This window comes from Nostoc sp. DedVER02, from assembly GCF_034530675.2.
In the GTDB taxonomy this organism is placed as follows: Bacteria; Cyanobacteriota; Cyanobacteriia; order Cyanobacteriales; family Nostocaceae; genus Nostoc.
Genome location: NZ_JAVRCP020000027.1, coordinates 35,114 through 57,366 on the forward strand (window position 1 = coordinate 35,114; position 22,253 = coordinate 57,366).

The 22,253-nt window shown below is 41.9% G+C and carries 16 protein-coding genes, 2 pseudogenes and 1 CRISPR repeat array (1 of these 19 cut by a window edge); of the genes and pseudogenes, 9 read left to right on the forward strand and 9 right to left on the reverse strand.

Annotated features, from left to right (window positions below):
* Positions 1–29: 29 nt before the first annotated feature.
* Together RMZ41_RS23040 and glyA are read right to left on the reverse strand one after the other, a co-directional pair.
* A complete protein-coding gene (locus RMZ41_RS23040; RefSeq protein ID WP_322644754.1) occupies positions 30–1,280 on the reverse strand; it encodes a competence/damage-inducible protein A in 1,251 nt (416 codons plus the stop codon).
* A gap of 132 nt (positions 1,281–1,412) precedes the next feature.
* Entirely contained in the window at positions 1,413–2,696 is a 1,284-nt protein-coding gene (gene glyA / locus RMZ41_RS23045; protein ID WP_322644753.1) for a serine hydroxymethyltransferase, read from the reverse strand.
* A 282-nt stretch (positions 2,697–2,978) separates the two neighbouring features.
* Here glyA and RMZ41_RS23050 point away from each other — a divergent pair.
* The 3 genes and pseudogenes from RMZ41_RS23050 to RMZ41_RS23060 form a co-directional block, all read left to right on the forward strand.
* Positions 2,979–3,212 (forward strand): annotated as a pseudogene (locus tag RMZ41_RS23050) (hypothetical protein); the annotation flags it as partial.
* A 39-nt stretch (positions 3,213–3,251) separates the two neighbouring features.
* Positions 3,252–3,416 (forward strand): hypothetical protein, encoded by a 165-nt coding sequence (locus tag RMZ41_RS23055; protein WP_322644752.1) that lies wholly within the window; start codon positions 3,252–3,254, stop codon positions 3,414–3,416.
* A 3-nt stretch (positions 3,417–3,419) separates the two neighbouring features.
* Positions 3,420–4,037 (forward strand): DUF4231 domain-containing protein, encoded by a 618-nt coding sequence (locus RMZ41_RS23060; RefSeq protein ID WP_322644751.1) that lies wholly within the window; start codon positions 3,420–3,422, stop codon positions 4,035–4,037.
* 355 nt (positions 4,038–4,392) lie between these two features.
* Here RMZ41_RS23060 and RMZ41_RS23065 read toward each other — a convergent pair whose 3' ends face one another.
* The 3 genes from RMZ41_RS23065 to RMZ41_RS23075 form a co-directional block, all read right to left on the reverse strand.
* Positions 4,393–7,173 carry a pitrilysin family protein gene (locus RMZ41_RS23065; protein ID WP_322644750.1) on the reverse strand — a complete coding sequence of 927 codons (2,781 nt, stop codon included), beginning with the start codon at positions 7,171–7,173 and terminating at the stop codon, positions 4,393–4,395.
* A 793-nt stretch (positions 7,174–7,966) separates the two neighbouring features.
* Positions 7,967–8,443, reverse strand: coding sequence for a Uma2 family endonuclease (locus tag RMZ41_RS23070; protein WP_322644749.1), 477 nt, complete (start codon positions 8,441–8,443; stop codon positions 7,967–7,969).
* A 465-nt stretch (positions 8,444–8,908) separates the two neighbouring features.
* Complete coding sequence (locus RMZ41_RS23075) at positions 8,909–9,109, reverse strand: hypothetical protein (protein ID WP_322644748.1); 201 nt, start codon at positions 9,107–9,109, stop codon at positions 8,909–8,911.
* Between the two features lie 97 nt (positions 9,110–9,206).
* Between RMZ41_RS23075 and RMZ41_RS23080 the strand changes: the two genes are divergently transcribed.
* On the forward strand, positions 9,207–9,743 hold the full coding sequence (locus RMZ41_RS23080) for a methanogen output domain 1-containing protein (protein WP_322644747.1): 537 nt from the start codon (positions 9,207–9,209) through the stop codon (positions 9,741–9,743).
* Positions 9,744–9,779: 36 nt separating this feature from the next.
* Positions 9,780–11,087, forward strand: a complete 1,308-nt coding sequence (locus tag RMZ41_RS23085; protein ID WP_322644746.1) for an ATP-binding protein — start codon at positions 9,780–9,782, stop codon at positions 11,085–11,087.
* A 34-nt stretch (positions 11,088–11,121) separates the two neighbouring features.
* On the opposite strand, the gene RMZ41_RS23090 is transcribed toward RMZ41_RS23085, so the two are convergent.
* The 3 genes from RMZ41_RS23090 to RMZ41_RS23100 form a co-directional block, all read right to left on the reverse strand.
* Positions 11,122–13,191, reverse strand: a complete 2,070-nt coding sequence (locus RMZ41_RS23090; protein WP_322644745.1) for a prolyl oligopeptidase family protein — start codon at positions 13,189–13,191, stop codon at positions 11,122–11,124.
* A 349-nt stretch (positions 13,192–13,540) separates the two neighbouring features.
* Positions 13,541–13,756, reverse strand: a complete 216-nt coding sequence (locus tag RMZ41_RS23095; RefSeq protein WP_322644744.1) for a DUF2839 domain-containing protein — start codon at positions 13,754–13,756, stop codon at positions 13,541–13,543.
* Positions 13,757–13,985: 229 nt separating this feature from the next.
* Positions 13,986–15,569 (reverse strand): ATP-dependent DNA helicase, encoded by a 1,584-nt coding sequence (locus RMZ41_RS23100; protein ID WP_322644743.1) that lies wholly within the window; start codon positions 15,567–15,569, stop codon positions 13,986–13,988.
* Between the two features lie 243 nt (positions 15,570–15,812).
* Between RMZ41_RS23100 and RMZ41_RS23105 the strand changes: the two genes are divergently transcribed.
* A complete protein-coding gene (locus RMZ41_RS23105) occupies positions 15,813–16,781 on the forward strand; it encodes a M48 family metallopeptidase (protein WP_322734447.1) in 969 nt (322 codons plus the stop codon).
* Positions 16,782–16,976: 195 nt separating this feature from the next.
* The gene (locus RMZ41_RS23110; RefSeq protein WP_322734448.1) at positions 16,977–17,396 is read left to right on the forward strand and encodes a hypothetical protein; all 420 of its coding nucleotides are present in this window, start codon (positions 16,977–16,979) and stop codon (positions 17,394–17,396) included.
* A gap of 154 nt (positions 17,397–17,550) precedes the next feature.
* Here the strand turns inward: RMZ41_RS23110 and RMZ41_RS23115 are convergent, their stop codons facing one another.
* Positions 17,551–18,108 carry a Uma2 family endonuclease gene (locus RMZ41_RS23115; RefSeq protein ID WP_322644740.1) on the reverse strand — a complete coding sequence of 186 codons (558 nt, stop codon included), beginning with the start codon at positions 18,106–18,108 and terminating at the stop codon, positions 17,551–17,553.
* A gap of 126 nt (positions 18,109–18,234) precedes the next feature.
* On the opposite strand from RMZ41_RS23115, the gene lysS reads away from it, so the two are divergent.
* Entirely contained in the window at positions 18,235–19,920 is a 1,686-nt protein-coding gene (lysS, locus tag RMZ41_RS23120) for a lysine--tRNA ligase (protein ID WP_322644739.1), read from the forward strand.
* A gap of 282 nt (positions 19,921–20,202) precedes the next feature.
* A pseudogene (locus tag RMZ41_RS23125) lies at positions 20,203–20,340 on the forward strand (CRISPR-associated endonuclease Cas1); the annotation flags it as partial.
* A 597-nt stretch (positions 20,341–20,937) separates the two neighbouring features.
* Positions 20,938–22,253: direct repeats of the CRISPR family, unit length 35 nt; unit sequence GTTTTAAATCTCTTACCCCTCACGGGGATGGAAAC; it runs 248 nt beyond the window's last position.

Below are 22,253 nucleotides of genomic sequence, written 5' to 3' on the forward strand. Positions count from 1 at the left end.
ATATTTTTATAACCAGAAAGAACTTTCTCCTACCTCGTTAACAACTTCCGCCGCAGATTATCCAAAGCTGCATTAGCACTGACATGACGAATTAGAGCGCGTCCTCGCACTGTGCCAAACTGATACTCAAAACTTGCCACTTCATCCTTTGGGCCAGCTAAACCAACGTAAACTAAACCCACTGGCTTGGTATCTGTTCCTCCGGTTGGGCCAGCAATACCAGTGATACTCAATCCCCAAGTTGTTGCGAGGCGGGTTTTTACACCAATTGCCATTTGCTCTGCAACAGTTGCGCTTACTGCCCCAAATTTATCTAAATCTTCCTGGTTAACCCCCAGCAGCCGAACCTTCACCGAATTATCATAAGAAATTACTCCACCCCAAAAGTAATCAGAACTCCCAGAAATCTCTGTCAACATTTGCCCTAAACCGCCGCCGGTGCAAGATTCTGCCACCGAAAGCGTTTCTTTTGATGCCCGCAATAACTCACCGACAACGGAAGCAAGGGTATCATTATTAACGCCGTAAAAATCTAGTCCGGCAATTTCTTTAAGTTGTTTCTCAATGGGCGCAATTAAGTCTTCTGCGGCTGCTTCTGAAGTGGCTTTAGCAGAAACTCGCAATCTTACTTCCCCCTTACCTGCATAAGGGGCTACCGTAGGATTTGGCAACTTCAAATAAGAAGAAACTTTTTCCGCCAAAGCAGATTCACCAATACCCCAAAATTTTAAACTCCGGCTGTAAATAATTTCTTTACCCCAACCTTGACTTTTGAGAAACGGCACGGCTGTTTCTTCCCACATCGGGTACATTTCACTAGGAACACCAGGAAAGGTAAAAATCGTGATTTCAGGACGGGGTTGCCAAATAATACCCGGTGCTGTTCCAGTGGGGTTGGGGAGAATTTCTGCACCTTGGGGAATCAAAGCTTGCTTGCGGTTACTTGGTGACATCACCCGACCGCGTTGGGCAAATTTTTGGGTTATGTCTTCGATAATTTCTGGGTTTTCTACCAAAGGGGTTTTAAAAAAATCGGCGATAGTTTCGCAGGTAAGATCGTCTGGTGTGGGGCCGAGTCCACCAGTGAAAATGAGAATTTGCGCTCTGGAAATAGCAATCTCTATAACTTGCTTTAACCGTTCTGGATTATCCCCAACGACTGTTTGATAGTAGTGGGGAATACCTAGCTGCGCTAATTGTTGCGCTAAAAATTGAGCATTGCCGTTGAGGATATCTCCTAACAACAGTTCAGTACCAACACAAATAATTTCTGCACTCATTGGAATTGGGAATTAGGAATTAGGAATTAGGAATTGGGAATTGGGAATTGGGAATTGGGGCAGGGAGCAAGGGAGAAGATTTTTCCCCTCTGCCCCCCGTACCCCGCCCCTCTGCCTCTTTTCTATGCCCAATTATGCTAGCGCTGGTATAGGAATTTCCAGGTGAGCATATAAGGGGAAGCGATCGCACAATGATGCTACCCGTCTTCTACAATCTTGGGTTACTATGTCGGAATCTGGAGAAAGTAGGCGATCGCTAATAATATTTGCAATCTCGGTAAATTCTGCTACTCCTAAGCCTCGTGTGGTCATCGCTGGCGAACCTAATCTCAGACCACTGGTAACAAATGGCGATTGCGGATCGAAGGGAATAGTATTCTTGTTAGCAGTAATATTTACAGTACTGACTAGCTGATCTGCTTGCTTACCAGTTAGATTTACAGAGCGTAAATCCACGAGGAGTAAATGGTTATCAGTGCCATTTGACACTAATTTTAATCCCCGATTTTGTAGTTGTTCTGCCAAAGCACGAGCATTTTCAATTACTTGGGCAGAATAGGTTTTAAACTCCGGCTTTAAGGCTTCTCCAAAAGCCACTGCTTTCCCAGCAATGACGTGTTCTAATGGCCCGCCCTGGCTGCCAGGAAAAACAGATTTATCTAGCTTTTTACCTAGTTCTGCGTCGTTGGTCAAGATTAAACCACCTCTAGGGCCGCGGAGAGTTTTGTGTGTAGTTGTTGTTACTACATGACAATGAGGAATGGGATCGGGATGAAGACCGCTAGCAACTAAGCCAGCGATATGAGCAATATCGGCAAGTAAGTAAGCGCCAATTTCATCCGCAATACTACGGAATTTTTCAAAATCAATTATCCGGGGATAAGCGGAATAACCACAAATTAAGAGCTTAGGACGCTCCCTCAGCGCCAGTTCTCGAATTTGATCGTAGTCAAGTTGTTCTGTTTGTTGACTGACACCGTAGTGGCTAACTTGAAACCACTTACCTGAGACATTTACAGGTGAACCGTGGGTAAGATGTCCACCATGAGACAAATCCATCCCCATAATTTTGTCGCCTGGTTCCAGCAGCGATAGGAACACAGCAAAATTGGCTTGTGCGCCAGAATGGGGTTGCACATTGGCATGAGCAGCACCAAATATCTGTTTAGCACGGTCGATCGCTAGTTTCTCGATTTTATCGATAAATTCACAACCGCCATAGTAGCGTTTACCAGGTAATCCCTCGGCATATTTATTTGTCAGTACCGAACCTTGAGCCGCCAGTACCGCAGCAGAGGTAAAGTTTTCACTAGCAATCAACTCTAAGTGATCTCGCTGACGCTGGAGTTCGTCGTTGATCAAATCCGCGATCGCTGGATCGCTGGAGGAAAGAAAGTCTGAATTAGTCCTAGTCACTTCTATTATCCTTATGGAAATTTGTACAACGTCGATTTGGCTTAGGCACAGCACCTAACAGTTCTACAGAGGCGATTAATCGTCTCCGTACTTGGAGGTTTAGCTTGTGCCAACTTAATTTATTATTAGGCGTAAGCTTGATTAATGCATTAATTATCATAACGTTGCTTGTGTAGGCGTAGCCCGTCGGAGACATCGCTTCTCCATCGACTTTCGACACCGTTAGAGCCAAACCATACTCATTTTGTACTGTTTCCTAGCGATAATTAGGGCGATGAGTCACCTTGGATATCTCGCGTTGCAACTGTGTTGGTCAATAACCCACCTTCGCTGACTATACTTTTAAACGGTGGTGAGATTAACTTTGAAGATGCATTTTCTAGCGTTGATACTGGAAGGTTAGTTGTTGTGGTTGCTGCTAGTGGTAGAACCGCAGATATCCCAATACTACTTGGGTTTTGGATTTTGATGAAATCAGAATTGGGTTTGGGGAAAAGGTTAAAGGGGAAGGGTTAAAGGTTTTTTCTTTCCCTTTTCCCCAAAACCCGACAAGTATTGGCAGATATCCTTGCAAATGCCTTGGGTGGAGAAGCTACTGATAAGCGAGCTAAAAAGCTAGCGAAATCTGGTATATTACAATACGTTAATTTAATCGACATAGAGAAGGGAGTTAAGAATTTAGGCAAAATAATTAAAGATTTGCTTTCTAATGAGGAGTGAATAATGGCAAAAAAAGATAGTTATCAAGAATTTTTAAGGGAAGATTTTAACAAGTTATTTGAAAGTATGAACTTAGCCGATGTGCAAAGGCATTTCTTGCGATCGCGTTGGTTAGAGCAAGTACTCTGGATGGAAGGTAAGGCGAATTCATCACGCGATCGCCATTATTGGTTGCGGATAACAACTATTATTGGTGGTGTAATTCTCCCAGCATTGGTAAGTCTAAACATTAGCACTACTCAACCATTTAACGATAGAGTCAAAAATGTCATTATCTGGTCAACTTTTGGTTTGAGCCAAATAGTTGCTATTAGCGCTGCTGTTGAGGAATTTTTTCATTATGGAGAACGTTGGCGACATTATCGCCGTACAGTCGAATCTTTGAAAACCCAAGGGTGGCAATTTTCACAGTTAGCAGGGCCTTATAGTAATTATACAAGCCACGAACAGGCGTTTAATGTTTTTGCAGGTAATGTAGAAGATATTATTCAACGAGATGTGGAAATATATGCTACTCAAGTTGTCCAAGAAAAGAAAGAAGAACAAAAGAGTCAAGAAAGTTATATCTTAATGCAAAATACAAAAATAACCAATTTGCAAGAAAAGAAAGAGGAAGAATAAAATTGTTGAAGAAGAATTCAGGAGTCAGAATGGGCTAAACGCCCCGCTACCGCTAACAGGAGTCAGAATTCAGGAGTCAGAATTAAGACGCTCGAATGCAAGAGCGTGCCGTAGTCAAGACTCGCTCTAAGCGAAACGGTAGAGAGGAACGAGCGTCGCGTCTTGAAGACCACCAAATCGTAAATTTGGTGGTCTTCAACCCGGTTATTCATCCGCTTTTTCGGTCAAAATTTATGTCTGTTTTCTGACTCCTGACTACTGAATTCTGTTCGGTAAAACAATATATGGCAAAAGCCATTCAGGTTTAGATTTTGGATTTTTTCTTCAATCCAAAATCTAAAATTAATTAAATTAATTAACTGCCCTTGGGTACAGCATCTCCAGGCCCGGCGGTGACAATTACCAGATTTTCTGGCTTAATTAAATCTTCAATTGCTTGTCGCATCTGAGCCATAGTGACTGCTTGAATCTGTTGGGGAAAGTCTCGAATTTCCGAACGTGAAAGTCCTAAGACAGCATTATCCAAAATGATGCTTGATACATTACTAGGATTAGCTAAATCCACGGGGTAGCTATTGCTAATTGAGCGTTTTGCTGCGTTCAATTCAGCCTCAGTTACTCCTTGTTCGCGTAACTGTTTAAGTAAAGCAAGAGTACTAGCGATCGCTTTTTGGGCATCACTAGGAGCAGTCTGCATCTGAATCAAGAAGGGCCCCGGATTGATTCCGGCGGCAAAACCACTATAGATACCGTAGGTTAGACCCTGGCGATCGCGCACTTCTGTACCTAAGCGACTCGCTAAGGTATCACCACCCAAAATTTGATTCAGCACCAGTGCCGCATAATAACGCGGGTCTTTCCGAGCAATGCCGCTATAGCCGATGTAGGTAACAGCCTCTGCTTTACCGGGAATTACTTTGTTTAAACGTGTTGAAGTTTGCGGTAATGGCACAGTTGGTATTTTGAGTACAGGTGGTTTACCTGTGACTTGCCATTTGTCAAACGCTTGATTTAGCAAAGTTTTTACCTTAACTGGATCAAAGTCTCCAACTATTGCGATCGTTGTACTATCTGGTCGGTAGTGTGTCTGGTAGAAGCCAAGCAAATCATCACGAGTAATGCTCTTTAAGCTCTCGGCTGTGGGAAAGCTATGGAATGGATGATTTTCTGGGTAAATTGCCTGCTGGAATACTTCTCGTCCTAAACCTGCGGGGTCATCTAACTTGACTTTGAGACTTGTCAGTGCCCGTTGCCGACTCAGTTCTAACTGTTCGGCGGGGAAAGTGGCGTTTTCTAACACATCTGCCAGAGTTTGAATCAATATCGGCAGGTTAGCAGAAAGTCCCTCACCGCTAACGCTAACTCCCTCGCGGCTAGCACTGAAGCTTAAACCGGCTCCCCGATCTTCTAAGGTTTTTGCTAGGGTAAGAGCATTTTTAGTCTTTGTCCCATTCATCAAGTTAGCCGCAGTCAGATTCGCTAATCCAGCTTTTTGATTGCCATCAAATTCAGTACCAGCGTCAATTTGTCCACTTAGGTTAATGGTGGGGAGGCTGCGATCGCGCAATAACAAAACTCGCAAACCATTATTTAAGGTAAACTCTTCTGGTAGTGATTGTTTGGTCGAATCTGTTGTTGATGTGGCAGGTGGAAGATATTTAGCTAGTTCTGCTGGATCTACAGGTTTACCAGGGCTAAAATTTTCCACAGTGCGCCCAGAACCAGCGTTAGAAGTCCCTGGTTTACCATCTGGTTGAGTTGGCTCAAAAAAGCCGATGGTTTGTTTCGCCGGATTTAGGTAAGTTTTGGCTACTTTCTGTACTTGGGCTGGGGTGACTTTCGCGATCGCAGCTAGATACTGTTCAATAAAACGATAATCACCTGCGATCGTTTCGTTATATCCCAGTTGGGTGGCTTGACTAGTAATGTCTTGATTACCCAAGATATACGAGGCTTGCAGTTGCGTCTTCGCCCGGTTCAATTCTTCAGTGGTGACTGGCTGCTGTTGCAACTTTTCTAAAGATTCTTGAAGCACCTGGGCAATTTTCCCTAACTCTTGACCTGGAGCCGCCGTAGCACTAATGTCATACCAACCTGGTTCGATGAGTTCGGCAGCACCGCCACTCACTGAACTAGCAAGTCCAGATTCTACCAAAGCCTGGTAAAGTCTAGAGCTACGTCCACCTGTAAGAATGGCATCCATCACATCAATTGCCGGCACATCAGGATGCTTGATATCTGGTAAAGGATACACTGCTTGCAGTAGTGCCGCACTTCCAGGTTGCTTCAAAACAATCGGTGCTTTTTTAGTAGTAGAGGCAACTGGAGAAGACGGGGCGACATTTTCCCGTGTTCTCTTTTCCTCGCTTCCTCGTTTTGTCAACTTCCCATAAGTTTCCTTAACAACTTTGAGTACAGGTTCTGTGGCAAAATCCCCTGTAATTATCAACGTGGCATTGTCTGGGCTGTAGTAGGTTTGGTAATAATTCCGCACCTGTTCCACCGTGAATTTTTCTACATCAGCTTTTGTGCCTCCCACAGATAAGCCATAAGCTCTCGTAGGGAAAGCATCTCGCATCACTGCCCGATCTAGACGGTAGGATGGTGAATTTTCGTACCCCTGTAACTCAGAGATCACCACCCGCTTTTCACTCTTTAGTTGCTCAGGGCCAACTAAGGAGTTTTCCATGCGATCGGCTTCCAGTGTTAACAATGCTTCGAGTCTGTCTCGTTGTACAGTGCCAAAGTAAGCTGTTTCGTCATAGCTCGTAAAAGCATTGAACTGACTACCCAAGGCACTAAACAACCTGCCAAACTGCACTGGACGGGCAGTTGTACCCTTAAACATCAAATGTTCTAGCTGGTGAGAAATGCCATTTTCTCCCTTAACCTCGTTCCGGGAACCAACTTTATACCAAACTTGCACGCTCACTACTGGAGCAGTATGGACTTCCTTGGTTAGCACCGTTAAGCCGTTGTCCAACACCGTTTTTTTTACCCCTTGGGTGAATGAGGTAGCAGATACAGGTGCAACTGCTGTTGGTGTTGCCGCATTGATGAAATTGCCCGAAAACGGCACGATAGTTAGGAGCAGACTGAGAAAAAAACCTACAAGCATATATGAACGTAGCTTCATAAGCAATGCCAAATGCCAAATTTCTAATTTTGAAGAAGAATTCAGAAGCAAAGCCAGAGACGTTTCCGTTGCTCCGGTCAGAATTAGTTAGTAGGGAAATCGCTACTGCTATGCTATCCGCCAGTTTGTACAGTATTCATTCTGTTAGCGGATAGCTATGGTTTAGCCTATTCTGACTCCTGAATTGTGTTTTGATCGAACAAAATCTTAGTACCAGTTTGTCGAAGTCAGAAGACTTACATTTTCGCCTTTTTTACCATTTTTAATGGTAGCTTTATTTTCTCAATGCCGTAATAGTCGGTTTTCAAGTTTACCTATATGCAATCCACTTACGATGAATAGTTCACAATAATGGTATAAAAAAATTATATTCCATACTACTTAATTGATATTTTCAAGATAGATGTAATTTTACGTACTATTAAGAATTATTTTCACTATATTAACAACTATTGCAATGTGTTCCAATTGACAAGCTTTTTAGAATATCTACCTTTACGATTGATTTGATTCCTAATTATCATCCCATCAGGGTAGGTATCTCCGTCAAACTAGCAATAACTTTTTGAGATATACAAACAAGATAGCTTTAATAGCAATACTTATACTACAGTCTCATGTTTCAGAAAAAAGCACCTAACTTATATAATTTAACTTACGATGCGGTATTTCTTGCTTGTGCTGAAAGTACGTCTACGGAGTTTTAGACGGCTGATGCTGCACTGGTTAGGCAACTCATGCCCCAACTTGCTTATCTCCGATAAATAGGGGAAATATCGCAGTTTAAGAAAGTTTAACGTTTAATGTGTTTAGGAAAGTTAGGAACTAACAAAGATTGCTTTAATTCCCCTTGTTCATTATAAAACTTCATTTTTTCTTGTTCATTACATAACCATACTTCAACAGCTTGGGCTTCTAAATATAAATTTATTTTAAATTCCATTTCTTCTAAAGTGTTACCACTGGATTTAACTTCTACACAAATTTCTGGTGCAATAGATGCTGATACTTCATCTTCAATTTGAGAAAATCTTTTTTCTGAACACCAGACAACATCAGCAACTTTTACACCATCTGATGTATTAACAGCACATTCTGGCATTACTTCTCCTGTTTTCAATAAAGATTCCAATAAACGTTGGATTCTTCCTTGATAAAAAGAATGTTTAATTTTGACTGGACTCATGACGATTTGACCCCATTTATTTAATTCTATTTTGAAGGGTAAATCTTGCAATTGCTTGTGTTCACAAACTTCTTCCCATCTCATAGTTAATATTTTCCTAGAGTGATTAATTTAATTTTAACTCATCTATCAATATTGATAGTCACCATCTAATTCGCAGTTTTAGAGAGAATACAGGAAGACGTTACTAAAGTATTGCGTATAGACTATAGGACTAGTATTTGATTTGGAGAAAAGATACGTAGGGTGTGTTAGCGATAGCGTAACGCACAAGCATCAAGGGTTTGGTGCAAAAATCAAATATGATTCCTATAGGACTTATGCACTGTACAAAAGAATAATGTTGAGAGGCTTTGATTCCTGCTTTCCTTCCCTCTCTTCTCTACGCTACTGTGTATACACAAGTCATAAAATCCTTTGCTTAGAAGATACAAGCCTTAATAGACAGGGATTTAGCTTGAGCTAATTGATTATCAATAAGATCAGATTATTGATATAGGTATAACGGAAAATCAAGGATTTTATCAAAAATTTTCCGTTCTTTTGTGTCTATTTGATTCCTACTTCGACTTGTGTATATACGGTAGCTTCTCTACGAGACGCTGCGCGAACGTAGGGAAAGGGTTGGGGGTTAGGTCTGAGAGTAAAGTTGCACACAGCGTTAATTTTGAGTACAGAGCCAGTATCGATCGCTAACAACCGTGAAGTTAGTTTTGTAGGCAAGTAGGGAAAACTATTCTTACTAGACATGGTGCTTAATTAAGAGATTTTGGTGTGTCACTGACTTTTGCTTAACTAAGTGCTATTGATGCTTGTCCTATCTAAACATCCAGGGAATAATACCATCATGGTTAACATCTCTTCACTCGACAACCAAATAAAATCCTTAGAATTACCAATCGAACGCGATCAATTTCTGCGTACAATGATTCGAGAATTGGCTGGAACTCTACAAGATGTTGTTGGGGTTGAACAGGCAGAAGGCTTTTTGAATGTGGTCGGCTATCGAACAGGTAAACATGTCAATCAGCTTTATCAGAATGCTTTGCAACTGTCAAATCTTTCTCGCGATCAAGTAACTGCCGTCCTTGTAGATTGGAAACGTCGGATTCAAGGCGACTTTTATGTAATTGAAGAAACTGATGAGAAGATCGTTTTAGGTAATCGCAGATGTCCCTTTGCAGAACAGGTAGAAGGGCGCGAAGCCATGTGTGTTATGACATCTAATATTTTTGGCGCGATCACAGCCGACAATCTTGGTTACGCTAGAGTCGAGTTACAAGACACAATTGCCAGAGGCGCACAAGAATGCAAAATCGTCATTCATCTCAAACCTAGCGAAGTATTAGACGAGTTTGCAACACAAGAATACTTCAAAGCATAGTAGCAGCGTCAGGTAGAACATTGCAGACTATAGCTCATGACACCCGATCAATTTTTGACGTTTGCCCAGGTTTTACCAGAACCTCTGCTGCTTGTGACTAGCGCAGGTGAAATATTAGCAGTTAATCAACCTGCTGCCAGACTCTTTAGCAAGACTAGTAAAGCACTGATTGGTCAACTTATTACCGAGTTTGTAACTGATCCTCCAGAGAAGGTGATCGACTATCTTCGAGCTTGCTCCCAAAGTCGTCAAATGATTTTGGGAGCTTTAACTATCCACCAAGCCGAAGGAGAGGGAATTGCTTGTCGTAGTCAAGGATCTGTGATCCAACCGCGATCGCTAGAAAGCCCAGCCATTAATTTACTACGCTTAGAAAAGCGAACGATCGATCAATTCGTTCTGCTTAACCAAAAAAATCATGCACTGAGTAAAGAAATTCAACAACGCCAACGCATTCAGGTAGAACTGGCACAATCGAATGAAACTTTAAAACAAACTCTGCTCAAACTCCAAAATGCCCTTGAAGTCGTCCAAACGGAAAAGATGTCTGGACTAGGACAGTTAGTAGCAGGAATTGCCCATGAAATTAATAATCCCATAAGCTTTATTCATGGAAATCTGACCTATGCCCGTGAACATTACAATGATTTACTCAAACTGATTCAACTTTATCAGCAAGAATATCCTAATCCGAGCCGAGTGATTCAGCAAGAAATTAAAGCCTTGGATCTTGACTTTATTCAACAGGATATTAAAAAATTACTCCAGTCAATGGAGACAGGTTCCCAACGCATTGAGGAGATTGTTAAATCCTTGCGGAATTTCTCTCGATTAGACGAAGCAACATTCAAAGTAGTTGATATTCATGAGGGTTTAGAGGCTGCATTGATGATTTTACAAAGTCGCCTCAACCCTAGCGAACGGCATTCTGGTATTGAAGTGATTAAGGAATATGGAGAATTGCCTTGCATTTATTGTTCTGCTGGGCAACTCAATCAAGTGTTTATGAATCTCCTGAATAATGCGATCGATGCTTTAGAAGAAGCTGAACAAATACGATTACAAAAATCAATCCAAAATTATTCTAGTCGAATCTGGATTCGCACGCAGAAACTAAACGATCGCTACATTGCAATTTTCATCAAGGATAACGGTAACGGAATCCCTACCCAGATTCATCATCAGATATTTAATCCCTTTTTCACTACCAAGCCAGTCGGTAAAGGAACAGGATTAGGATTATCGATTTGTTACCAAATTATCGCCAGCCATAATGGTCGAATTGATGTAATATCCGATCCAGGGGGAACTGAATTTAGTATTGAGTTGCCCATTGTTGACTGAGTGTAGGGTGAGGAATACCCACCCGACAAAGTTACTACAATTTCACATCTAAAGTACGCACTAAAAAAGCCCACTTATCTGCGGCTTCTTCGATAATTTTAGCCGTGGGTTTACCTGCACCATGTCCTGCATTAGTCTCAATTCTAATTAGCGTTGGCGCATCACCTACGTGAGCTTCTTGCAAAGCGGCGGCAAATTTGAAACTATGAGCAGGGACAACGCGATCGTCATGATCGGCTGTGGTAATTAGAGTTGCTGGGTAAGCTGTATCTGGTTTGATGTTGTGGAGTGGCGAATAAGCGTACAGTGCTGGAAACTCTTCGGAATTATCTGCTGAACCATATTCGGAAGTCCAAGCCCAACCGATGGTAAATTTGTGGAACCGCAACATATCCATGACACCGACTGCGGGTATTGCTGCACCAAATAAATCTGGGCGTTGAGTTATGCAAGCACCAACTAATAAGCCACCATTACTACCACCTGCGATCGCTAGCTTCTGTGTCTTAGTATACTTATTCGCAATCAACCACTCCGCAGCGCCAATAAAGTCATCAAAGACATTCTGCTTTTTATCCTTCATTCCAGCTTGATGCCATTCTTCACCGTATTCTCCACCGCCGCGGATATTGGGCATAGCATAAATACCGCCCATTTCCATCCACACCAACAGACTCACCGAAAAGCTAGGTGTCATTGAGTTATTAAAACCACCATAAGCGTAAAGATATGTGGGGTTATTTCCATCTAATTTAATACCCTTTTTATGGGTAATAAACATTGGCACTCTAGTACCATCTTTACTTTGATAAAAAACTTGTTTTGTTTCGTAATTATCTGGATTAAAATCTACCTGTGGCTGGCGAAAAACAGTACTTTTACCAGTTATCATATCGTAGCGATAAATAGTTCCTGGTATAGTGAAACTGGTATAAATATAAAATGTTTCGGTATCATGACGTTTCCCACCAAAACCTCCGGCTGAACCGAGGCCAGGTAATTCTACCTCACGAATAAACGCACCTTTGAGGTCAAATATTTTAATTTGGCTATGAGCATCTTTGAGATAATCAGCAACAAATTGGTTATTGAGTATGCCTACACTTTCTAAAGTTTCTGCTGATTGGGGAATGATTTCTTGCCAATTTTCTGGCGCAGGGCTTTTAGTGTCAATCGCAATAACTCTTCCCCGTGGTGCATTTAAATCCGTGCGGAAATAAAAGACGCTATCATAATTGTCAATAAAGCTGTAATCTGCCTCAAACTGATTAATTAATTCTACGACTTCAGCATTAGGGTTAGTTAAATCTTTGAAGAAAACCAAATTTTTAGAGTCGGTACCCAGCCAAATAGAAATTATTAAATAGCGACCATCTTCAGTGACACCACCACCAAAGCCCCATTCTTTTTGGTCAGGACGATGATAAATTAGTACATCTTCTGACTGAGATGTTCCTAATTGATGATAGTACAGCTTTTGATAATAGTTAACATCTTCTAATTGAGTTTTCTCATTCGGCTCATCGTAGCGACTGTAGAAGAAACCTTGATGATCGTGTGTCCACGATGCACCAGAAAATTTAATCCACTTTAAATGGTCTTGTAGGTCTTCACCAGTTTCAACATCGCGTACTTTCCACTCTTGCCAATCAGAACCAGAGGTAGATAGACCATAAGCTAAAAGTTTACCATCTTCGCTAATAGATAATCCTGAAAGAGCAACAGTGCCATCTTCAGAGAGTTTATTAGGGTCAAGTAAAACTTTGGGTTCGCTGTCGAGAGTTTTCAGAGTGTAGAGGACACTTTGGTTTTGTAGCCCATCGTTTTTAAAATAAAAGTAACGTTCGCCTTCTTGAAAAGGGATACCATATTTTTCATAATCCCAGAGTTTGGTAAGGCGCTGTTTAATTTTTTCTCTGGCAGGAATTTCGCTCAAGTAGCCAAAAGTAATTTGATTTTGTGCCTCAATCCAATTCCTTGTTTCTTCAGAGTCAGGATCTTCTAACCAACGATAAGGATCTGCGACTGAAGTACCGTGATAATTATCGACTTGATTGCTTTTGTGGCTAGATGGGTAGGTAAAGGGTTTTTTAGAGGAGGGCATAATCTCACGTCGAAGGTACTTCTTTACATACTACAAAAGCTGACCAAATCTGCTGGAAAATTTTAAGGGAAAAGAGTAGCTGTTGGTTTACTACTAAGCACAATAAAAACCTAACCCCCAGCCCTTCCCTATAAGGCTACCATGTACACACAAGTCCTAAAAACCTAGCTTGATGAGGCTTCCTCATTCTCATATACAGCATAGGAATGAGAGAAATAGCATTGTCACTCAATGCAATGTGATTGTCAGCCGAGGCAATGCCATTGTATGGTCAAGAGACTTGTGTTTACACCGTAGCCCTATAAGGCAAAGGGAGTAAGATTCAAAGTCTTTTAGATTAACAGCAGGTTTAGTAGACTACTTGCCACCAACCGAAGGCTGGGCCAATAAAACGGATAGTTGCCCATCCTACAACCATAAGGATAATGCCTATCCAAGCACCACGAGTTGTCCAACTGACAAATTGTTCGGCTTGAGTTTTTGTGATGGGAAGCCAAGACAAGATTCGAGTCTCTTGACCGTAGGTTTCCCCTTGTGTAGCTTTCCGACGCTTTGCTTCACCCATAATCGGCAACTCAATTTTTACTTAGGTTCTAAATTTATCTTGCCAGGAATCATCATTAAATAATTCGTAATTCGTAATTCGTAATTCGTAATTATGTTAGTGACGCGAAAAGCTAGTCTGCTTACTCCTGGAAATAAGCAAGCTAGCACGAGAATTTCGCAGGGTTATTATGAATTATGATGAATCCCATTACCTTCAGAAAATGTAAATTGGGCATTAGGTATTGACTTTAAGCAGAATTTTCTTCATCGGTATTAGAAAATAGACTGGGATCGAGATAGTTAATGCGGGCGAGAGGACTTAAGGCGGTGAGAATTTGAGCGCCGTAGCTACGATTAACTACACGACTATCAAGTAATGCAACAATACCTTGACTTTCTCGAACAGGCGCGATCGCTCTTTGTAATTCACTTAAGGCTGTCGGCAATAAATATAAACGAAACCAATCTTGATGCGATCGCTTATAAAGAGCTACTCTACCAGCTACAAGCGGATTTTCTAAAGATGGTAAAGGCAAAGTAGCAATAATTAACAGATGGGGTGCTGGCAAAACTCGCTGATGTTCTCGCCAAAATTCCCAACCGCTAATCAAAATACCATTTTCATCTAAACAAGTTTTTTCTACCTGCACCCGCGAACCAAACTCTGAAGCCAAAATTGTCGCCACTTGAGCCTTGAGTGGGACATCTCCCACCAAAACAACTGTTAACCCCGGTGCTGTAGCACTCAGACAAACCAGTGTGCGAACTTTGTGAATAAATGCCGCTTGAAATTCTGGCGTGTTAGGTAGAGGCAATTTATAGGGTACATAAAGTTGAATTGCTTCCGCTTGACTCTCCGAAGAAAACTTTAGACAAGTTAAATCGTCCAAACCAAGGCGCTGTCGAAAAAGAGGAGCCTCAGTTTCCGGTTCTATAGCACTGCCAATTAAAACTACTGGTTGTCGTTGCCACAAGGGTGAGAGGATTTCCCTTAATTCCATTGGGGCATAGTGCAAAGAAAATAAACCTTGTCGATGGGCAATAGTCGCCCAGAAGAGGGGAGGGGGAGCAGGGGAGGTAAGGGAGACAGGGGAAGCAGGGGGGAAAAGATTTTCGTCGAGGGTTTGTAATTGCTGCCAGAAATGTTTCCAATTATTTGGGAGATTTGCTGGATCTAAAGCAGCATAAAGACGGCTTAAAATCTCAATTTCTGGCTGAGAAATTAGATAGCACTGATATGGATTAACAGGATGCTGAAAAAGCTCGTTCGTTAGTTGTATCCGTGCTTCGCTAATTGCCTCAGCTTGATTTGGACAAGCCAGCATGAGTTCATCCCAATCATGGGGTTGAATATCTTGGGTAAGTTGATCGCGTACCCAATCTTCGAGATCGTCTACCCCATCAATAATTGTCGGGATGCCTTCGGGAAAGCGATCGCCACCAGCCAATTGTCCTCTTAACCAAGCTTCTGGAGAGGTTAACAGTAGCCCTTGGAACTCAGCACCAGGCCAAGCGTCACCTGTTCTAATTGATTTATTGGCTGGTAGCCATTGTTGTAAACGGGGAATTTCCACCCGCAGCAGAAGTTGCTGCACGGCTTCTTGAGCAACAATAATTACAGGGCCATGCCACATTAGGGCTGATGCTACGAAACTTGTGCGATACCGCCCTTGATAGCCAGAAACCGCTCCTACTTGAATTAGGGCACTACGTCCCAGGCGCAAGGCGCGTGCTACCAACCGTGCCATCGTCAAATGATGGGGCCAGGAAGGGAACCCCGCTTGCGATCGCAAAAAGTTATGTAGTGACAAATGAACTTCTGCCTCAATCACACGCTTTTAATTCCATACAAAGTGACTTTTACTTCCAATTGCCCCATTTCTATTATGTTGTTATTTGTCATTTGTCATTTGTCATTTGTCCTTTGTCATTTGTATTGAGCAAAGCCGTAAAGCCTGCGGCATAGCTACGCTTAGGGCGCAGCCTCTCGTAGAAAAGTATTTGTCCTTTGTTTTTAACCAATGACCAATGACCAATGACCAATGACCAATTCCCAATTCCCAATCCCCTAAATTATGCCAACTTACACAGGAATTTCCAGCGAAGCCTTCAGGCATCCACTAGATCGTCAAGCCGAGCAAGCTTTACGAAATTTACCAGGATTTGATTTAATCGCTCGTAAATTTGTGGAATTTATCTACGAACGCCCTCAATTAGTCTATCTAATGGGTAACAGCATCCAAGTCGGGCCGCGTCAGTATTCCACTATTTATCAGATGTTTCGGGAATGCGTCCGAGATTTGGACATTTACCCAGAACCTGCACTGTTTGTCTCGCAAGATCCGCAAGCAAATAGCTATGCACTGGGGCAAGAGAATCCTTACATAGTCATAAATACAGGGATACTAGACTTACTAGACGAAACTGAGATTCGGGCGGTACTAGCCCATGAACTGGGGCATATTAAATGTGGTCATACTATTTTAATTCAAATGGCGATGTGGGCGATGAGTGCTGCTTCCGCCTTGGGAGAATTGACCTTCGGACTCGGTAATCTTGTAACACAAGGCTTGATTTACGCCTTCTTTGAGTGGCGGCGCAAAGCCGAGTTATCCTCAGATCGCGCCGCATTGCTAGTGATGGATGACTTGAATCCGGTCATGTCAACCATGATGAAACTCTCTGGCGGTAGTCACAAATATGCCAATGAATGTAGTTTACAAGAATTTATCAAGCAGTCAGAAAATTATCAGGCACTAGATGAAGATGGGCTGAATCAGATATATAAATTCTTGCTTTACAATGGCGCTCAAGGTACGATGTTGAGCCATCCTTTCCCCGTGGAACGCCTGCATTACTTACGGGCGTGGGCAGTATCCGAAGAATACCAGCAAATTCGCCGAGGAAATTATCAGCGATCGCCTGCTTCCGGCTCAGTAAATGTTGCAGCAGAATATCCTGCAAATGAAACAGATAATTTGCGCCGTCAAATTGAGGAATTACAACGTGAAATCGACAGAATAAGAAGACCTGATAATTCGTAATTCGTAATTAAAGAGTAATCACTGTAGGGCGGGGACTAACATAAGTAAATAGTGCCTGTCCTATTTAAGATTGATACAAGATGTGAGTTTTACTCCATTAACGTACTTTTGGGGGTAGGATAAATTCAATATTCAAAATTAAAGGCTTGAAAACTGCTTAACTATATCTGAGCGTTAAATGAGATGTAGGTATTTATGAATATGGCAATTCACTTGACAAAACGGCTCTCTGTGTTAGCTGCTATTCTAGCTCTTGTCCTTTCCATGCCGGGAATTGCCTTAGCTGTACCGGTTACTTCTGGTGTCATTTTCGCCCAAATTCCCAAAATTGCAAGCTACTCCACCTCGTCAGAGATTAACCTGACTCCCTTGCAAAGCCAAGAACTTCAGGCTGTGCGTCAGAGAAGAAACAGGGAAATTGAGGCAGTATTAAACACATCGCAACGTGTCCAACTTAATCACAATCTCCGGGCTGGTAATAATATGAATCAAGCCCTACAAAAGCTGAATTTGCAACCAGAACAGCAAGATTTTGTAAAGGCGATCGTCCAATTTACTAACTTGAAAATGAAGGCTATTGCATCTAGGCATTCGCTAAAAATCGTACAGAAATAAAGATTTTACTTGTAGAGGAAAATTTTGAGCTTTTGTCAGAAAAGATATCAATAATATTTTCTCTGACATCCTTTTGGCTAAAATGCGACCGAGCGATCGCACTTTTCTCTGTAGCTATTTCATCTCAATTTTATTAAAAATAATGTTAACTAACTTATGGAAACATTTGAATAATCTGGATTTCAATTTCTGGAAACGCAATTAAGGATAATGTTGCATCTTCATCCAGAATAAATTCTTCATTGTAGCCTTCCAAACCAGGCTGACGGAAAACATAAACCTGACGCTGATTCACATCCAAAATCCAGTAATCAATAATTCCTGCCTTAGCATATAAAGGTGCTTTCTGTTTTCGATCCGTGTCTAGCGTCGTATCCGCTACCTCAATTAGTAAAAAGATTTCATTTGGTGCAGGATGATGAGCAATGTACTTTCGCGCATCAATGCGGACAACCGCAATATCTGGCTCAGGTTGCGAGTATTGGCTCAACTGAATGGGATCTTGCACCCTAACTAAGGCAACTTCTGCTAGCATTCGCTTCAGATAATCTGATGCACATAGGGTTGTCGCTGCATGAGGGGGATTTTTGGCACTCATAGGGATAACTTGCCCATCAATCAGTTCTACCCGTTCATCCTCTGTAATAATACCCGTTTCAAACATCCGGTGATATTCGTTTACAGTCCACAGGCGAACTCTAGTTTGTATCATTGTGTATTTCCTTGCTTCGATTGCACATCACTTTTAGGCGACATCATCATCTGTAAAGCTCAAATATCTCTTCCTCTCAACTTTTGCAGCATCTATAATTAATCTTGCCCTATTTAGTTCGTTACCATGTCGGAAGAAGATATCCGAGCCGCCAGGCTGGAGAAAGTAGAACAACTCAAGCAGCTAGGGACTAACCCTTATGCCTATCATTGGGAATCTACCCATCATGCAGCGCAGTTGCAAGAGCAATTTGCCGATTTAGCCAGTGGTGAAGAAGTTGACTTAGAAGTTGCGATCGCTGGGCGCATTATGGCGCGTCGCGTTTTCGGTAAACTGGCTTTCTTCACTTTGCAAGATGAAACTGGCACAATTCAGCTTTATTTGGATAAAAATCGCATCCAAGAAAGCATGGCAGATATTGATGCTGATGCTTTCAATCATTTAAAACAACTTACAGATGCAGGCGACATTCTGGGAGTTAAAGGTACTATTAAACGGACTGAAAAGGGCGAATTATCTGTCTACGTTAAACAATATACTATCCTGACTAAATCCCTGTTGCCCCTACCCGACAAGTGGCATGGATTAACGGATGTTGCCAAGCGCTACCGTCAGCGCTACGTTGACTTGATTGTTAACCCAGAAGTACGGCAAACTTTCCGCCGTCGCGCCCAAATTACTGCTGGGATTCGCCGTTATTTGGAACAGCGAGATTTTCTCGAAATTGAAACGCCAGTTTTGCAAAGTGAAGCTGGGGGTGCAGATGCGCGTCCATTTATCACCCACCACAACACTTTAGAAATGGAGTTGTATCTGCGAATTGCCACAGAACTCCATCTCAAGCGGTTGATTGTAGGTGGTTTTGAAAAGGTGTTTGAATTGGGAAGGATTTTCCGTAATGAGGGAATTTCGACTCGACATAATCCCGAATTTACGACGATTGAAATTTACCAAGCCTACGCCGACTATAACGATATGATGGCGTTGACTGAGGGGATTATTACCACTGTCGCCCAAGATGTACTCGGCACATTGCAAATTACCTACCAAGGGGAATCTATAGATTTAACACCACCTTGGCGGCGGGTAACAATGCACGATTTAGTTAAAGAATTTACAGGCTTAGATTTCAATTCTTTCCAAACATTAGAAGAAGCAAAAACAGCGAGTAAAAATGCTGGTATTCCTGGTATAGATGAAGCCAAATCAATTGGTAAGTTATTAAATTTAGCCTTTGAAGAAAAGGTAGAAGCTAATTTAATTCAACCTACCTTTGTAATTGATTACCCAGTAGAAATTTCACCTCTAGCAAAACCCCACCGTTCTCAACCTGGTTTGGTGGAAAGATTTGAGTTATTTATCGTCGGGCGAGAAACTGGAAACAGCTTCTCAGAACTTACAGATCCCATCGATCAAAGAGAACGCCTAGAAGCCCAAGCTGAAAGGAAAGCTGCTGGTGACTTAGAAGCCCAAGGTGTAGATGAAGACTTTTTGACAGCCCTTGAATACGGTATGCCGCCTACAGGTGGTTTAGGAATTGGGATCGATCGGTTGGTAATGTTATTAACTGATTGTGCCAGTATTCGGGATGCGATCGCCTTCCCGCTACTTAAGCCTGAAGGCAGCGTTATTAAGCAATTTACCTATGAGCCAAAAACTCAAACACTGACTATTGAATTTGATAGTGGAAGTGTTTACGAGTATTTCAAAGTACCTCCCAGTGTCAAGGAAGACTTAGACAATGCCCCATCCAAAGGTCAATACTTTAACAAATTTATTAAAGGGAAATTTAAGTTTGAACAATTAAGTTGAGTTAATCGCATTCAACAGTCGGGTGCGTTATGGCTTTCCCAAGGCACTATAGTTACCGAAGAAGAATTCAGTCCTTCTGGAGCCAGAATTCAGAATTGAATTCTGTGCGAAAAAGTGGATGAATCATGGTATATTGCCCCCGACTTCTCTACGAGACGCTGCGCGAACAGTCGTGGAGGAGAAGAAAAGTATTCCTTGCTTGAAACCCCCTACCTAGTACATGGGGTATTCTGACTCCTGTTAGCGGTAGCGGGGCGTTTAGCCCATTCTGACTTCTGACTCCTTTTCATTTATTTGATTAAGTCAAATGTTTTCACAGAAGATGATTTTACTCTTCCTGACGAAAAAGGAGGTGTATATCTTCAACCTCATGCGTTGAAAAAGTTTCTTAAGCACTGGGAAGAAAAGCTGCAATCTGAGTTAATACCATTTCACTAAAAATTTGATGCGGATGTAGGTTGGGTTGAGGAACGAAACCCAACACCTCAAAGCCTTGTCATTGTTGGGTTTCACTTCGTTCAACCCAACCTACGTATCTGTATCATTCTTTTCGGGAATTGGTATAACACACCCAAATACAGGATATAAAGTTAGCTTTCGTAAGTGTTTAGAGTTACAAGTGCGGGAGTATGTAGCTTGTCTAATGGGAGAGGTTAAGATGTATCGACCAATGATGTGGAAACCTTAATAGAGAGATTGCATTTAGTCGGTCGCTATGGTATGGTTTATACCAATATATGCACCTTGAAAATTTAATAAGTACATATTTTTTACGTATAACTTAATAGTTAGTTTCCTGAAGCCATTTTGTTAAGAAATGTAAACTGAGGAGGTCAGACAAAGGCTCAAAGGCTGATTGTTTCGTAGACCCCCTCAGATGACTTACTGTATAAGGGTTTGAGTTACCTGGAGACTGTAGTTATTCTCAATAACTATGCTCTGTTGACAGGTAAAATAGACCCCCCTCAGTTTTGCACTTCTGTAAGGCTTATTTGGTAAGCTTTCTGTAACAGTAGGGTTTTAAATCTCTTACCCCTCACGGGGATGGAAACAATTAGCAACAGAGTTGCTAATGTCCGAAGAAAAACCGTTTTAAATCTCTTACCCCTCACGGGGATGGAAACTTCGTAACCCTGTATGGAACATTCCAGGTACCAATGTTTTAAATCTCTTACCCCTCACGGGGATGGAAACAATCAAATGACCATTAGCTTTTGCTTCTGGAATTGCTTGTTTTAAATCTCTTACCCCTCACGGGGATGGAAACTTTGAGCAGCTGATTGAACGCTTAGCCAATAGGTAAAGTTTTAAATCTCTTACCCCTCACGGGGATGGAAACGGGAAAAAACATTTTGATAATTTTTTGCAAATTTGAGTTTTAAATCTCTTACCCCTCACGGGGATGGAAACCTTTGTTGTTGCTTTTGGTTCTGACTAAGTTGACTAACTGTTTTAAATCTCTTACCCCTCACGGGGATGGAAACCTGCTGCTATTTCTTCGGGTGTTTTGAGAAGAGATATAAGTTTTAAATCTCTTACCCCTCACGGGGATGGAAACTAATATTAAACCCATTAAAAATTTTCCAGCTCCACTGTTTTAAATCTCTTACCCCTCACGGGGATGGAAACCAAACAAGGATGTTGCTGCGATAATACCCGTGCCAACAAAGTTTTAAATCTCTTACCCCTCACGGGGATGGAAACTTTACACAAATATAAGCGGTAACCACAAACAGGATTGTCAGTTTTAAATCTCTTACCCCTCACGGGGATGGAAACATTTCGGTGCAGGAACCTTAATAGGTTTTATTGTTAGCGGTTTTAAATCTCTTACCCCTCACGGGGATGGAAACTGAAGATACTCTTTAACTGCCTGAATTGCAGTAGCTGTTTTAAATCTCTTACCCCTCACGGGGATGGAAACTTGCCCGAATCACCAAAAAGGTGATCGTTACCCAAGGTTTTAAATCTCTTACCCCTCACGGGGATGGAAACACAATCACTTTTGCGCCGGAGCTATCCAAAAAAGCAGTTTTAAATCTCTTACCCCTCACGGGGATGGAAACTCTCAATGCAGCCATGAAAGCATACACGGTAGAAGTTTTAAATCTCTTACCCCTCACGGGGATGGAAACCAGTGTTCTTTGCGGATGTGGAAATCCATCAGACCATAATTGTTTTAAATCTCTTACCCCTCACGGAGATGGAAACATTACTGTAAGACCGGTTGCGGCTGGATTAGTATGGGTTTTAAATCTCTTACCCCTCACGGGGATGGAAACATCTGACAAAGTTTTATGCGTCCTATTTTGTGCTGATTCAGTTTTAAATCT

What these genes read in the sequence shown, in the direction of transcription:
- RMZ41_RS23040 (WP_322644754.1), bottom strand. Translation starts at nt 1,280, where the DNA reads ATGAGTGCAGAAATTATTTGTGTTGGTACTGAACTGTTGTTAGGAGAT.
- RMZ41_RS23060 (WP_322644751.1), top strand. Translation starts at nt 3,420, where the DNA reads ATGGCAAAAAAAGATAGTTATCAAGAATTTTTAAGGGAAGATTTTAAC.
- RMZ41_RS23065 (WP_322644750.1), bottom strand. Translation starts at nt 7,173, where the DNA reads ATGAAGCTACGTTCATATATGCTTGTAGGTTTTTTTCTCAGTCTGCTC.
- RMZ41_RS23070 (WP_322644749.1), bottom strand. Translation starts at nt 8,443, where the DNA reads ATGAGATGGGAAGAAGTTTGTGAACACAAGCAATTGCAAGATTTACCC.
- RMZ41_RS23075 (WP_322644748.1), bottom strand. Translation starts at nt 9,109, where the DNA reads ATGTCTAGTAAGAATAGTTTTCCCTACTTGCCTACAAAACTAACTTCA.
- RMZ41_RS23080 (WP_322644747.1), top strand. Translation starts at nt 9,207, where the DNA reads ATGGTTAACATCTCTTCACTCGACAACCAAATAAAATCCTTAGAATTA.
- RMZ41_RS23085 (WP_322644746.1), top strand. Translation starts at nt 9,780, where the DNA reads ATGACACCCGATCAATTTTTGACGTTTGCCCAGGTTTTACCAGAACCT.
- RMZ41_RS23090 (WP_322644745.1), bottom strand. Translation starts at nt 13,191, where the DNA reads ATGCCCTCCTCTAAAAAACCCTTTACCTACCCATCTAGCCACAAAAGC.
- RMZ41_RS23095 (WP_322644744.1), bottom strand. Translation starts at nt 13,756, where the DNA reads ATGGGTGAAGCAAAGCGTCGGAAAGCTACACAAGGGGAAACCTACGGT.
- RMZ41_RS23105 (WP_322734447.1), top strand. Translation starts at nt 15,813, where the DNA reads ATGCCAACTTACACAGGAATTTCCAGCGAAGCCTTCAGGCATCCACTA.
- RMZ41_RS23110 (WP_322734448.1), top strand. Translation starts at nt 16,977, where the DNA reads ATGAATATGGCAATTCACTTGACAAAACGGCTCTCTGTGTTAGCTGCT.
- RMZ41_RS23115 (WP_322644740.1), bottom strand. Translation starts at nt 18,108, where the DNA reads ATGATACAAACTAGAGTTCGCCTGTGGACTGTAAACGAATATCACCGG.
- lysS (WP_322644739.1), top strand. Translation starts at nt 18,235, where the DNA reads ATGTCGGAAGAAGATATCCGAGCCGCCAGGCTGGAGAAAGTAGAACAA.